The sequence below is a fragment of the Natronospirillum sp. genome, assembly GCF_022565775.1.
Classification (GTDB): Bacteria; Pseudomonadota; Gammaproteobacteria; order Pseudomonadales; family Natronospirillaceae; genus Natronospirillum.
This window is the reverse complement of the sequence record NZ_JAIUMC010000082.1, coordinates 1-14,084: the sequence shown is the minus strand read 5'-3', so window position 1 is coordinate 14,084 and position 14,084 is coordinate 1. Positions and strand designations below refer to the sequence as shown.

Below are 14,084 nucleotides of genomic sequence, written 5' to 3'. Positions count from 1 at the left end.
CGGCAATCATGCGCAGGGTGGTGGTCTTGCCGCAGCCGCTGGGGCCCAGCAAGGCGAGAATTTCACCCTGGTACAGATCCAGGCTCAGATCACTGACAGCATTCGGGTCTGCCTGGCGATAGCGCTTGCTCAGATGCTGCAGGCGCAGCAAAGGCGTTGAGTCGACATCGTGTTGCATGGGTCCTCGCTTGCTGTCGTCAGTCATGCTGCCGGCACGACCCTGTGCCTGCGGCTCACGGTCCTGCTTCGGGAATGAATTCATCGTTTGCCCTCATTGCTCAGCATCAGAGCCACCGTCAGGCTGGAAAATACCACAATCGCCGCCGCAAACGGGGCTGCTTCCGCGTACATGCCTTCGCTGGTGCGGGTGAATACCGTGACCGCCAGCGTGTCGTAGCCCGTTGGGGCAAGCATGAAGGTGATCGGCAGTTCCTTCATCAGAAAGACGAATACCAGCACCACACCGGTAACCACACCGCGCCGCAGGCGCGGCATGACCACGCGGACAAAGGTGGACAGGGGGCTGTGGCCGAGAGACTGAGCGGACTCTTCAAGATTGGGTCGGGTCTGCAGCAGCGACGAGCGGATCGGGCCGATGGCCAGCGCCAGCGTCGCCATGATCCAACCCAGTATCAACAGGGGCAGCGTCTGATACAGGAACTGGGCACTGTGCAGGGCAAAAAACACCAGGGCCAGGCCGAGCGTCAGCGGCGGTATCGAGTAGCCGATATAGGCCGCTCGTTCCACGGCCGCCGAGAGTCGGGATGGGTAGCGCACCGACAGATAAGCCACCGGAATGGCCAGCAGTGCTGCGATCACTGCGGCTGGTATGGCAGCAGAGGCGGACTTGAGGAAGGTGACCGGTACATCCATGAAGAAGCTGATGTCGGGTGGGGACAGCAGCAACCAATAGGTCAGGATCGTCGCGGGCAAACCCAGAGAGACCAGTGCAACGGCAATGACAAACAACCAGGCGGGAATGGCCCAAAGCCCCAGGCGGAACAGCGGCGCCTGTCTTGCCGCGCCTGAGCCGGTGCGGGCGTACTTTTTCTTGTGCACTACCAAGGCCTCGATGGCGACAAAGCAGAGTGCCAGGGAGAGCAGCATCAGTGACAGCCAGGCCGCATAGATGCGATCGGTGGCGCCGGAGTATTGCGTGTAGATGGCATAACTGAAAACTTCATAGCGCATCAGCGCGATGGCACCGAAATCACCCAGGGTGTACAGCAGTATAACCAGCCAGCCGGCCAGCAGGGCGGGCAACAGGTGCGGCAGCGTGACGCTGCGCAAAATCTGCCAACGGGAATAGCCCAGGCTGGCAGCACTCTCTTCAAGGTTGGCGTCCAGCCCATACAGTGCGGCACGCAGATTCAGGAACAGATAAGGAAACGTGTACAGAGCCAGCGCTATGGTCGCACCCCAGTAGCCCTGAATACGGGGCAGGCGAATATCAAACCATTGGGCCGAGACACCATGAAAGCCCCCGACACTCAGCAGGGCATAGGCCATGACATAGCCGGGCACGGCCAGCGGCATCACCGCCAGCAAGGTGACCCAGCGACGACCCGGCAGATCGGTTTTTGCTACCAGCCAGGCCAGGGGCAGGGCAATCACCGTGCACAGGGCGGTGACCCCAAACATCAGACGCAGGGTGTTGATCATCAGATCCAGATTTCGCGGCCGGAACACCAGCCGCTGGACGGTCTCCCAGTCGGCCTGAAAGGCGCGCAGGAACATGTAAAACAGGGGGAGTGCCATCAGCACGATGACCAGTACGGAGGGCCACAGCACATAAGGCGGCACTCGGCGCCGCACCAGTCGGGCGTGGTTGGTTGCAGCAGCGGTCAGATCAATCACCTGGTGAAGGTAAAACAAAGTGGGAATGATAATGAGTTTCAGCTTTGAATCAAGCTGAAACCGCGATAAAACTGAGCTGAATCAATCGACTGCGGCAGGGCGCCGCAGTCGATACCGTTGGAACCTGAGAATCAGAGCCAACCGGCTTCGCGTAGCAGATCCAGCGTGCCGTCCAGGTCGGCCAGATCATCAAGATCGATCACCGGGGCATTGTCCAGCACCTCTGACAGATCAGTCAGATCCGGGTTGCTGATGACATCACTGCGCACCGAGTACTCATTGACCACCGAGGTGAAGTACTGCTGGGCAGACTGGGTCAGCAGGTATTCGATGAACTGGATAGCTGCATCTGAATTGTCACTCGCATCGAGCATGGCGATGCCGGCCACATTGACCATATTGCCGATATCACCGGGCTGTAAGAACTTCTGACGCACCGGGTAATCCGGATTGTCACCGGTGAAGCGCGGCAGGTAGTAGTTGTTGACCATGGCGTAATCGACTTCGCCCTCGGCAATGGCAATCACCTGGGTGGTATTGTTGCGATACACCTGAGCGTCGTTGGCACGCAGACCTTCCAGCCATTCCAGGGTCCGCTCATCACCGTATTCGACCCGCATGGCGGTGACAAAGGCCTGAAAGCTACCATTGGTGGGTGCTACGCTGACCCGACCGCGAAACTCTTCATTGACCAGATCGAATACTGATTCCGGGTGTTCCGCTTCGGGAGACCGCTCGGGGGAGTAGGCCAGCACGCGGGCACGACCACTGGTCGCTACCCACTCACCAGTGCGGCTGGTGTAGATGTCCGGGAGGTTTTCATAAATCCCTTCGGGCAATTGTGCCAGCAGGCCGGCCCGAGCGAGTGCACCCATGGCGCCGGCATCCTGCCCCCAGAACAGATCTGCAGGCGTGCGGCTACCTTCTTCCTGCAGCAGTACCGCCAGTTCCGATGTACCACCATAGCGCACATCGACGCTCAGCCCTGAATCCCGCTCGAACTGCTGCACGATGGGCCGAACGAAGGATTCACCGCGACCGGAGTAAAGTGTCAGATCAGCGGCGGCAGCGACACCGCTCCAAAGACCAGCAGCAACAATTGCCGTTGCCATTACTTGCTTGTACATGAAAACTCCCTGCTTCATTGAGTTGATTGGATTCATTGTTAAACCAGCCAGTGGCTGAGTACGAAGGGCAATATAAATGAGAATGATTACTATTGCAATAACGATTTGATTGGATTTGGAGAATGTGTTGAAACCGTAGCCCGGCAGCCATGGTGAAGGCTATACTCCGCGACAGGGAGTCTTTATGTCGCTCACGGAGATACACACATGTTTGGACCCTTTCTCGGTCCGGTAGCCAAGTTACTGAAAGCCATCGCATCAGAAGCAGGACCCTGGCAAATTGCCTGGGGTTTTGCACTGGGGATGCTGCTGGGGGTAACCCCTTTCTGGATTCACAGTTTTGTCATACTGCTGCTATTGATGGTGCTGCGTGTCAACTTTGCCAGTGCAATGGCGGGTTGGGCGCTGTTCGGCATCCTGTCACTGGGCCTGGATCATGGTTCACATGCGCTTGGCGAATGGTGGCTGACCCATCCGGGTTGGCAGGATACCTGGACGGCGCTGTACCAGTCGCGCGCGCTGCAATTGCTGCACTTCCATCATACATTGATGCTGGGCAGCTGGGTGATCGGGCTTCTGTTGCTGGTACCGGTGGCCTTTGGTGCCAAAGCGGCCATCCCGCCGCTGCGCCTGCATGTCGTGCCCATACTGCAGAAGTATCATCTGTTGCGCGCCAACAAGGCCAATACCTTGTATGGGCGTTTCGTCAATGTCTGGAGGGGGTTCTGAAATGAGCAAAGCCACTGGCTTTTTGCGCCTCTTCCGCTGGGCTGGCCTGATTCCCTTTGTGGTGATTGTGGGAGGCCTCTGGGTAGGTGGCTACCTTTTTGCGGATGCCATCGCCCGCTCTCTGTTGCAGTCCAACCTGACCCGAATTCAGGGCGCGCAGGTTGATGTCGGCTCGGTCGATGTCGCCTGGCAGCCTTTCGGACTGGTGGCGGAGCAACTCGAGTTCACTGATCCCAATCAGCCGACACACAATGCGCTCGATATCGGGCAGGTGGCGCTGCAGCTGGATTTCCTGGCCCTGCTGACGGGCAAGGTATTGATCGAGTCACTGGCAGTGGATGAACTGCAGTTCCAGACTGAGCGCTCTTCACTGGGTCGCGTGGTGACGCGTGCGCCTCGCCCGGAGCGAGACGGTCCCTCGGTGACCGAGCGCGTGGTGGACACTGTTGACTTGCCATCTCCCAGAGATGCCCTGGAACGGCATGGCCCGCTGGAAACCGAAGCCCGCGCTCAGGCTGCCCGAGCTGCCCGGGACAGCGCAGTATCTGACGTGCAAACGCGCAGTGAGGCATTGCCGGATGACCGCACACTGGAAGAGCACCGGGAGCGTCTGCAGCGCCTGCAGAATCAGGAGTTGCGCAGCCTGGAAGCTATCCAGCAGGTGCGCACGGAAGTGACCGACCTGACCTCTGCGGTGGCCCGCGACAGGATGGCCATTGATCGGTTTATCGACAGTGTGGAGTCCGGCGAGCAGGACATCCGTGGCGCATTGCAGGCCCTGGTCGGCGGGCCGGGGGCCGACGTCAATGCGATTCTGTCGACCTACAATCTTTCATCCGATGGTCAGGTTGCGCTGGCGGGCCTGCTGCTCGGTGAGCAATGGGCCGGCTGGATCGAGGATGGTCAGCGCTGGTATGCCACCGCCACCCCCTGGATTCAGCGCCTGCAGGACAGACGCCGGGAGCGAGAATCTGTACCAACGGGTGTGCAGGGCTATTTCGTCCTGTTTCCGGAAGATAATCCGATTCCCCGGTTCTGGCTGCGCGAGGCGAGAATTTCGGCTCAGACCGCTGGCGGTGACTGGAGCGGACGCATCGTCGACCTGTCTTCAGACCATGCGTTGATCGACCGGCCGGCAACCCTTGAGGCCAGGTCTACACGACTGGATGCCGCAGAAGCGGCGGCGCTGGATCTGGTCTGGGACCGACGGGTGGACAATCAGTTGGATGTGCGTTTCGATGTTGATCGCTGGCGGGTGTCGGGCTGGCAAATAGACGATGATGACCTGCCGATTGGCCTGCGCTCTGCCAATACCGATCTGCGCGTCAATGCGACCTGGCGCAATGGCTGGTCGGGCGGCATGAACTGGCAGTTTGGCGATGCACGGTTCGGTATGCCCGCAGAGTGGCGCTCCGGTAATGTACTGCGTCAGGCTTTGGAAGGTGTCAATCGGTTTGCCGTGCAGACGGAACTGAGCGGTTCGTCAGTGGTCCCGAGAACCAGTTGGTCATCCGACCTGGACAATCAACTGGCCAGTGCTCTGCGCGATATCGTGGGGGCCCAGTTCGCCGAATGGGAAGGGGAACTGCGAGCTGAGCTGGAGCAGCGTCGTGAAGAGCTGGAAGCGCCGGTGCGTGCTGAACTTGCCCGCCTTGAGGATCAGCGCCGAGAGTGGGAACAGAAGCGCAATGATCTGGAAACAGAGGTCGTGGAAACACTGGCGTCTTTTGAACGCCAACTGACCGAAGAACGACGGACGATAGAACGTCGTGCCGATGAGGAGCGTCGTGCGGCCGAAGAGCGGGCTCGCCAGGAAGCTCAGGAAGCAGAGCGTCGGGCACGCGAAGAGTTGGAAAACAGGGCTCGGGATGCACTGCGTGGTGGCGGTGGCCTGGGTTTTTAATCAGAACAGAGGTGATTTGTGAACAGATTTTTGGTGATTGGAGTTGTGGCGGCATTATTACTGGCGAGCGCCGTGGGCGGCTTTAGGGCCGCTCAGAGCCCGTCGGCGCCGACCATGCAGGCGGTCGATGAAACACTGGAACTGCGGCTGCAGGAGCTGGGTCTGACGGAAGACCAGATTCAGGACACCATTGTGGCCGGAGTGGAGGCCTTTATCGAGCAACAGCAGCAGGCCCAGCGTGATGCCCAGCGTCAGCAGCAGGATGCGGCCGCCAGTCGGCTGCGTCCGGCCAGCGTGGAGGATGACTTTATCCGTGGAGCAGAAGATGCCGAGTTTTCCATGATCGAGTATTCGGATTTCGAATGCCCTTTCTGCAAGAGATTCCACGACACGGCCGTCTCGTTTACGCGCAACAACGAAGAAGTGAATTGGGTTCATCGGCACTTCCCGCTGCCCAATCACAACCCCCAGGCGCTGCAGGCTGCTGTGGGCGCCGAGTGTGTTGGACACGATCAGGGCTCAGAGGCCTACTGGGCTTTCAACGACCGCTATTACGAGACAACCCGTTCCGGCGGACGCGGTATGCCTGACCAGTCTGTACTCGATTTGATGATGGAGTCGGGCATGGCAGAGGCGGATGCCGAAGCCTGCTTGAACGACATTGAAATGCAGGCCAGAGTCGAGGCCATGCAGGAAGAGGGTCAGGACAGCGGTGTGACGGGGACGCCGGGGATCTTTATCCGGCACAATCCAACTGGACAGGTGACGCGGATACCGGGCGCTGTGCCCCTGCCGGATCTGCAGAATCGTTTTGAACAGTTTCAGCAGCAGGTTGCGGGTTAAAGGCTTTCGGGGGTGCAAGCCCCCGATCTGTCAAGCTGAGGCCTGATTGAGTCGTTCCAAGTGGTCGTCCTTGGTTTGCCACAATTCTGACACCCACTGTTGAAAGCGAGCCCGATAGGCCTCGTCGTTCTGATAATCCATAGTACGCCATTCCGTCTTCACCGGTATTTTCTGCACATTGATCGTGACGGTGCGGATGCGGCCGCACAGAAGGTCAATGAAAGAGGGTACACCGTCGGGATAGTGGATAGTGACATCCAGAATATGATCGATCTGATCACCCATGGAATTCAATACGAAGGCCATGCCCCCGGCTTTGGGCCTGAGCAGATTTCGGTAGGGTGATTGCTGCTGCTCGTGCTTGTATTTCCGGAAACGCGTGCCTTCAGGGTAATTGATCAATGTCACCGGCATGTCTCGGAAACGCTCGCAGGCCAGCCTTGTGGCTTCCAGGTCCTTGCCTTTGAGATGCGGTTTTCTCTCCAGCACTTCTTTTGAATACCGGCGCATGAAAGGAAACTCGAGTGCCCAGAAAGCGAGTCCGAGCAGGGGCACCCAGATCAGCTGTTTTTTCAGAAAAAAGCGGTAAAACGGCACCTTTCGATTGAATACATGCACCAGCGCTGGAATATCAACCCAGCTCTGATGGTTACTGATCAGCAGGTAGGATTGATGGCGTCCGAGCTCCGGCAGCGGGTCAACCTGCCAGTCAATGCGGGTCAGACGGTTGAACATCTGCTTCGCCGCTTCGGCCCAGATCTCCGCAATCCAGACGACAATCAGCGAACAGCGGCGCCGAAAGGGTTTTATCGGCACCACCAACTTGATGATTGCAATCAGCATCATGGGCACAATGCCCACCACCGTGTTGAGTAACAACAGACTGCCGGTCAATACCCCGGTGAACAGTGCCTTCATTCTTTCGCCGTCCTCCTGTTTCAGGTTGCAGCAGTATAGCAAAACGCCTGATCGATTTGACTCCGCGGCCGGGTCGACCATACTGTTGATCATAGTCTGAAGCGCTTAGAGGTGATCCCATGGACATCAGCTCCATCACATCGGTTGGCGCCTATGCCAGCCAGCGTGCCACTGCCGAGGCCCGGGAGGAGGCGTCTTTGCGTGTCGCGCGCATGGCCATCGACGGGCAGGAAGACCTGGCTTTGCAACTGATCGAGAGTGTGACGCCTCTGGATGAGTCTGCTGATCTTTCGGCGCTTGGCCAGAATGTCAGCGTGCGCGCCTGACCCTTATGCGTATCGGTGAAGCAGCCCGCAAGTCTGGCCTGCCCGAGAAAACCATCCGCTATTACGAATCCATTGGTCTGCTGAGCAGTCCCAGGTTGGGCAACGGCTATCGTGACTATTCTGCTCGTCATGTGCAGGCGCTATCCTTTCTGCGTCGGGCGCGAGACATCGGCTTCAGCATTGATGAATGCCGCAGTCTGCTGGCGCTGCATGATGACCCAGAGCGGGCCAGTGCGGATGTTAAACAGGTGGCCACGCAGCGCCTGCTGACCATTGATCAACACATTGACGAATTGCGCGGCATGCGAAAAACACTGGAGCAACTGGTGGCCCGCTGCCCGGGCAATGATTCTGCAGACTGTGCCATCCTGCATGGCCTCGAGGAGCAGCACGACACTCCCTGATACTCACCAAGCCTGTAAAACTGATTCTGCATAGCAGCTAGCCGGGCTTTGTTGCACCCTCGTTGTCAGGATTTGACCACTGGCGTTTACAATATTTTACGATTATTCTCGTCTTATACCACTTGGCAATCTCGCCACCAGGATCAGGGAATTTCAGAATGCCGTTTGTTTTCGGGATGCCCGCGCCTGCCTTGGCTAAAACGCTGAAGGCCGCTTTCGACTTCAGGCTCTGGGCCTCGATCTGGCTTGTGCTAAGCCTTCCGGGCCTGGCGACTGCTCAGGCAACCAGTCAGGAAATCGAACCCGCCGGGGTGTTCGCTCAGGTCAGTGGGTCGGTCAGCCTCGATCGCGCCGGTGCACAAAGCCAGCGCGTAACCAGCCTTGACCTGCTGTACGCCGGAGACCGGATAGAAACCGGCGCCACCGGGCGAGTGCTGGTTCGTTTCGTCGATGACACCCTGCTTGACCTCGGGCCCAATACGCGTATTCATGTCGACACCTGGCGCCGGCAGGCCGGACAGCCCGAGGCCAACAGGCTGGTGGTCAATGTAGAAGCCGGTCAGACCAGGTGGCTGACACGTGACGGTGGCGATAGCTATCTGCTGCGGGGCGAAGGCGCCAGCGTGCGTTCGATAGCACCTGATTCCGACTTTGAGCTGCTGCAGTCGACAGAGCGGGGTACAGAAGTAGCGCTTTATACGGGTACGCTGACGGTCAGCAATACAAAGGGCCTTGCCAATCTGGGGCAAGACCTGGCCTACGCGCAGGCGATGACCGCCAATGATCTCGAAACCCTAAGTACCATTCCTGACGCGGCGGCCATGCGCGGCGTAACGCCGCAGGAAAACCGCGAACTTCGCTTCACTCGCTGGCCCTGGCTGTTCCGGGACACCCCAAGGGATGATGTGGACGGCTCCGTTATGTGGGCTGACTCTTTGACGGTGCGTTACCGGGAGCGCACAAACCTGCCGGAGCCACAGGTGCAGACCTCCGGGCTGATGCCGATCAGCACGCCCATGGCAGAGGAAGTTGACGAGTTGGCAGAGGAAGAGTCTGCACCCGAGCCAGAGACGGTCGAGCCACCACCGGAAGCAGACGACAGGCTGAACCAGTTGGCCAGTCTGATTCGTCAGCGGCGCCATCTCGAGGCCTTCCAGTTGGCAGAAAGCATGCGCAATGAATTCGAAGGCGAGCCGGAGTTCGATGTCCTCTACGGCCGTGCGGCAATGAATGTCGGAGAGTATCAGCGCTCGGTGTTCGCATTGGAGCGTGCAGCCATCAACCTGCCGCGTGACAATGATGTACGCCTGCTGCTGGCAGAGGCCTACATCGGGATGCGCAACACCTCGGCAGCCCGTCGGCAACTGGATCGCCTGGAGCAGAGACCGCTGACCCAGGCGCAGCAGACTCGCTGGGAAACACTGGATCGGCGGCTGCAGCGCCTGAAACTTGCCGCCCAGCAGACCCAGTCATTCACCCTGGGCGCCGAATTGCAGTACTACACCAACATCAACAGCGGCCTGAACAGAAGCTCGCTGGATATCGAGCCGGATGACGGCCCTGCATTCACCTTCACGCCCGATTCGGGTGCACAAGCGGAAGGTGCCCCTGCGTTGCAACTGCAGGCCAGCTACAACCGCAGCACGCCACTCAATCAGCGTCTGCGTCGTACACTGCAGGTGGGAGCCACTACCCGCCAGAGCACCTTCACTGATGCTGTAAACTATGGCGGTCTGCTGAGTGTTGGCCTGGAACACACCAATGGTCGCAGCGGGGCGCTTCAGTTGCTGCCAGCCTGGACCGTGGACGGCTTCCTGCTCACCACTCAGGTGTCGGCGCAGCAGCGGGACTTCTACCGTTCGCTCAATCTTGGGGCCTCGCTGGCCTGGACGGCGCGTGAAGAAGATCAGACCCTGCTGCTGCAGACCCAGTTGTCCGATTCATTTGAGGCCGCCGGTTTACCCACCGATTGGCGGGCCACTCTGAGCGCCAATGTCTCGGACAATGAACAGAGCAACTTCCTCGGTGCAGGTGGTGCGCTGCAGCCGACCTGGCAGCCGGCAGGCAATTTTGTCTATCAGGGGCTGCTGGGTGCGCAGACCCGATTCTATCTGGAAGACAATCCGATCTATGGCGAGCGGCGCACGGATCTGGAATTGAATACCCAAGTGCTGGCGCTTCGTCCGATTTCGGAAACGTCAGTCGTAACCGGCAGAGTGTCCTATAATCATATTTTCAGTAACCAGAACCTATATGAATATTACGGGGCTGAACTGGCAATCGGATATCAGCACACATGGTAAGACAAAAACACACTCCACTCTTGTTGCCTCTGGTGGCTGCCATCGCTGCTGCCCCTGTTGCCGCTCAGGACATACCCAGCGAGCGCACCGTGGTGGGCGTGACGCTTGCCGCCCGCGGTGCCGTTGAAGCCCTGGACCTGATCGACATGGACTCGCGCAGTCTGACCCGTCGCTCGGATGTGTTCGATGCCGACGCGCTGGTCACCGGAGAGGGCAGTCAGGCGCAGGTCCGGATGGTGGACGACTCGGTTTTGTCATTGCGCTCGAACTCTGAACTGATCATTGCCGAGTACGAGTTTGATGAGGATACAGAGGAAGGTCGCGCGGTTATGGAGCTGGTCTCCGGTGGCCTGCGCACCCTGACCGGTCGCCTGTCACCCGAGGACGGTGATGCCGATTATGAACTGCGCACGGCCGTTGGCAGTATCGGCATCCGGGGTACCCACTACGAGGTGGTGCAGGCCGATGATGAACTGTTCATGGCCGTCTGGGACGGCGAGATCGAAGTCAATGTCACGGCTGGAGATCAGCCTTCCACAGTGATACTGGGCCCGCAAAATGATTATGCCTTCGCGTCTGTCAGCAGTGACGGCACAGTAACCTTTTATCTTGAACCCCCCGATATCTTTGCTGATGGCTTCGCCGAGGAAGACGACGAAGCGCAGGATGGGATCGAAGACGAAGAAGCGACTGACGATGACAGCAGTGAAGAAGATGAAGACTCGGAAGAAGGTCCTGATCTGTTGGAAGACGATGAAGACGAAGAAACCGTGCAACTGAGCCCGGATGTTCTGGTTACCATTTCCTCGCCGGCGGCTGATCCCGAAGGGGATCGCATTACCATCCTGAATCTTCCGACCCCACCCTCTGTGGTGGCTGATCGCTCCGGTACCGCCACCTTCAATGACCTGATGAGTATCGACCTGGCGGGCACGCGCACGGACTACGATGTAACGCTCAGTTTCGACGTCAACTTTACCCGAGGCACCGTTGATGGCGGGCAACTGGAACTGGTCTCTCCCAGTGATGGAGACCGCTGGCTGGCGCTGTTCGAGGGTGGGATTATCGGCAATGAACTGATGATCGGTCCGGTCATTGGCGAAAACCAGTTCAATTTCGCCAGCCACAATGATCAGCCGGCAGAAGGGTCGATGAGCGGCCAGTTTTTCGGCCCTGGGGCTGATCGCATCAGTGGCAGTTTCGATCTCAACCAGATTGCCGACCCGAGTGTCAACGTCTCCGGTGACTACACGGTGGGTGAACAGTGATGAGCCGCACTGCGTCGGTGTTGCTGGCCACAGGTCTGGCGCTGCTGCTGGGCTGTCAGGATACTGCGGGCTCCGGCAGTCGGAGCGATTCTGGCCAAAGTGCCGGAGACCTGTCTGTTGCAGTCTCTCCGCTTTTGGGCGAACTGGCTGACAATGGCGCCAGCGGGGCTTTTCTGGATCCGGAGTCCGGTCACCAGTTTACGGGCAACCTGCGCCTGCGCATTGAAGCCAGTCACCCGGAGCAGATCGAGCAGCTTTACATCGCGGTGGACGGCGTTTCCACGGATACCGTGTTCACCCTGTGCGATGGTCCATGCAACTTTTCTTCAATCGAGGCCTGGGTGTCGGGCCTGAACCCGACTGAATTGCTGCTGTCGGGGTCGGAGACGCTGGAGCTGCTGCTGCTGGTCGATGATGGCAACAGCATCGCCGAGGTGGACACCTTGACCGTGGACTGGACACCCCCCGGTATCACTCTGACATCAGCGGAACTCAATGACGCCGGTGATATTCTGGTCGACTGGTCGGCAGACAATGAACTGGACTATTTCAATATCAGGGCCCTGCCAGGGGAGTTTGCCAGTATCGGAGATCTGCCAGACCTTGAAGGTGAATGGCGACGTCTGGGTGTGACTGGCACCTCCGGCGCCTTGCCACTGCCCGAATCAGCGCTGGCAACTCCGTTGACTGTATGGGTTGAAGGATTGAACGCCAGTGGCAGTGCCGCCTTGAGTAATCCTGAAACCGTTGCGTTCAGCAATCCTGATGTCGATTTTTCGTCACCGATGGCCCTGCGTGCGCCGGCGATGTGCTGGATTCCTCCGGCCTTGCTGGTGGCCAACACGGATACAGAGTGGGCCCTGGAATTGACCAACCCAGAAGAACTGGTAATGCTGGCGCATGATGCCCCGGCCAACCTTGGGTTGTCGCTGGATGCGAACAACCTGAGCGCGACTTTCAGCCAGCCGCAGCCGGGCAGCTATAGCTTTACCGTGACCGTAGACAATCAGCGCGGCACTACCGAGACCCTGGGTCCGTTCCGGGTTGATGTGGTGACCGGTGACAGTGTTCGTGAAGAAATCGCCATCTGGTTTGAGCCACTGACCTCGCTGTATTCGCCGCCCGGTGGCGGCGGCCAATGCCAGGCGACCCGCTTGTCGGAGTACAACGAAGGTGTGAGCTATCCGCTGGTCGGTTTGGCCAGCAGTGATCAGGGTGTGCTGGCTGCCGTGAGCACCGGAGAAGACTGGCGGGTGCATCGCTTCCTCGACGGCCGACGCTTCGATGCCGGCAGTGAACGCCGCGGTTTTTACCAGCAGCCCGGTCAGGCCAATGACGGCACGGTTCTGGATCATATGATGCTGGGCGACAACGGACGCCTGTATCTGATGGCGAGGGGCTTCGACAGTGGCACTCAGGTTCTGTTCCGGGAATTGGATGCTGACACCGGAGAGCAGATCAACGATGAGCAGCTCCAGTCACTACTGCCATTCTTCGGGATGAACCTGGACTTCTTCACGGGTACCGGTGTCTTTTCGCCGGATGACGAGGTCCTATACCTGGGGGCGCTCAGCAGCGTCGGCGGTTTGATTCTCGCTGTCGACGTCACTGAGTCCGGGCCCGCGTTGTCGGAGGACTTTGGCGGGGCAGATCAGTCTTACAGTACCGAATTTCCAATGGCCATTGCCCTTCAATTCGGGGCGGACGATGAGCTGTATCTGTTCGCTGATGAAGGGGCGGGCGGTGTGGAGGTTTATCGGGTTCCAACACAAGGGCCCGGTGCAGGTCTGCCGGACCCCGACTATGGCGATGATGGCGTTTGGCTGATCGAGGATTTCGACAACAATGGACTGTTGGATGTTGTCCGTTCGGACAGCGGCGACATGGTGGCCCTCTTTTCAGGTATAGAGGGGTCACCGCCGCTCACTTTGGTGCCTCTGGACCCTGTCAATCAAACGCTGGGCGGCAATGCACTGGGCGGTGACGTGATTGAGTTGACCGACCGCTCTGCCGGCGGTTTTGGCCCGGGCCCGGGACAACTTGAATTCGATGACAACGGTCGGTTGTACGTGCTGGCCGGTGTGCAGGAATTCGGCAACCCGGTCACGCTGGAGGTGCTGCGCTTTACCCCTGATGGCCAGCCTGATCTGACCTGGGGCGATCAGGGCGCCGCCGCCGTGGTGGATGAGTCCGGAGAGTCGATGCCTGAAGCCATGGTGCTGCATGACGACCGGGTCCATCTGGTCATGACGGATTTCACCTCCCAGTACCTGTATCGGCTGAATGAAGTCGGTCTGCCGGACAGCAGTGACAATCAGTCGGCCAGCATTCCATTCGGTGCTTCGGTCGGCGACCGGGCCAGAGATATGGTGGTGCAGCAGGGTGCTGCTCCGGATGGTCGCAGTC

Annotated in this window: 12 protein-coding genes; 8 read left to right on the top strand and 4 right to left on the bottom strand. The window is 59.0% G+C overall.

Features of this window, described 5'->3' with window-relative positions; all coding sequences use genetic code 11:
• The 3 genes from LAT62_RS13045 to LAT62_RS13035 all read right to left on the bottom strand — a co-directional run.
• Window positions 1-262: ATP-binding cassette domain-containing protein (locus LAT62_RS13045; RefSeq protein WP_293384628.1), on the bottom strand; the 262-nt coding region annotated here is incomplete at its 3' end.
• Window positions 259-1,875, bottom strand: a complete 1,617-nt coding sequence (locus LAT62_RS13040) for an iron ABC transporter permease (protein ID WP_293384625.1) — start codon at window positions 1,873-1,875, stop codon at window positions 259-261. The genes LAT62_RS13040 and LAT62_RS13045, both read right to left, overlap by 4 nt.
• A 113-nt stretch (window positions 1,876-1,988) precedes the next feature.
• The gene (locus tag LAT62_RS13035) at window positions 1,989-2,984 is read right to left on the bottom strand and encodes an extracellular solute-binding protein (RefSeq protein ID WP_293384622.1); all 996 of its coding nucleotides are present in this window, start codon (window positions 2,982-2,984) and stop codon (window positions 1,989-1,991) included.
• 207 nt (window positions 2,985-3,191) lie between these two features.
• Here LAT62_RS13035 and LAT62_RS13030 point away from each other — a divergent pair, with 207 nt between their 5' ends.
• The 3 genes from LAT62_RS13030 (at window position 3,192) to LAT62_RS13020 (ending at window position 6,459) form a co-directional block, all read left to right on the top strand.
• Window positions 3,192-3,713 (top strand): TIGR03546 family protein, encoded by a 522-nt coding sequence (locus tag LAT62_RS13030; protein WP_293384620.1) that lies wholly within the window; start codon window positions 3,192-3,194, stop codon window positions 3,711-3,713.
• A gap of 1 nt (window position 3,714) precedes the next feature.
• Window positions 3,715-5,616, top strand: a complete 1,902-nt coding sequence (locus LAT62_RS13025; RefSeq protein WP_293384618.1) for a TIGR03545 family protein — start codon at window positions 3,715-3,717, stop codon at window positions 5,614-5,616.
• Window positions 5,617-5,730: 114 nt separating this feature from the next.
• Window positions 5,731-6,459: a thioredoxin domain-containing protein gene (locus tag LAT62_RS13020; protein ID WP_293384616.1), complete on the top strand. Its 729-nt coding sequence runs from the start codon at window positions 5,731-5,733 to the stop codon at window positions 6,457-6,459.
• A 30-nt stretch (window positions 6,460-6,489) separates the two neighbouring features.
• Here LAT62_RS13020 and LAT62_RS13015 read toward each other — a convergent pair whose 3' ends face one another.
• On the bottom strand, window positions 6,490-7,377 hold the full coding sequence (locus tag LAT62_RS13015) for an acyltransferase (RefSeq protein WP_293384614.1): 888 nt from the start codon (window positions 7,375-7,377) through the stop codon (window positions 6,490-6,492).
• Window positions 7,378-7,496: 119 nt separating this feature from the next.
• Here LAT62_RS13015 and LAT62_RS13010 point away from each other — a divergent pair, with 119 nt between their 5' ends.
• From LAT62_RS13010 to LAT62_RS12990, 5 genes are all read left to right on the top strand, one after another.
• Window positions 7,497-7,703 (top strand): putative motility protein, encoded by a 207-nt coding sequence (locus LAT62_RS13010; RefSeq protein WP_293384612.1) that lies wholly within the window; start codon window positions 7,497-7,499, stop codon window positions 7,701-7,703.
• Between the two features lie 5 nt (window positions 7,704-7,708).
• Entirely contained in the window at window positions 7,709-8,107 is a 399-nt protein-coding gene (gene cueR, locus LAT62_RS13005; protein ID WP_293384610.1) for a Cu(I)-responsive transcriptional regulator, read from the top strand.
• 191 nt (window positions 8,108-8,298) lie between these two features.
• Window positions 8,299-10,410 (top strand): hypothetical protein, encoded by a 2,112-nt coding sequence (locus tag LAT62_RS13000; protein WP_293384608.1) that lies wholly within the window; start codon window positions 8,299-8,301, stop codon window positions 10,408-10,410.
• Entirely contained in the window at window positions 10,404-11,678 is a 1,275-nt protein-coding gene (locus tag LAT62_RS12995; protein WP_293384606.1) for a FecR domain-containing protein, read from the top strand. Before LAT62_RS13000 ends, LAT62_RS12995 begins: the two co-directional genes overlap by 7 nt.
• Window positions 11,678-14,084, top strand: a 2,407-nt coding sequence (locus LAT62_RS12990) for a hypothetical protein (RefSeq protein ID WP_293384604.1), incomplete at its 3' end; no start/stop codon positions are given. The genes LAT62_RS12995 and LAT62_RS12990, both read left to right, overlap by 1 nt.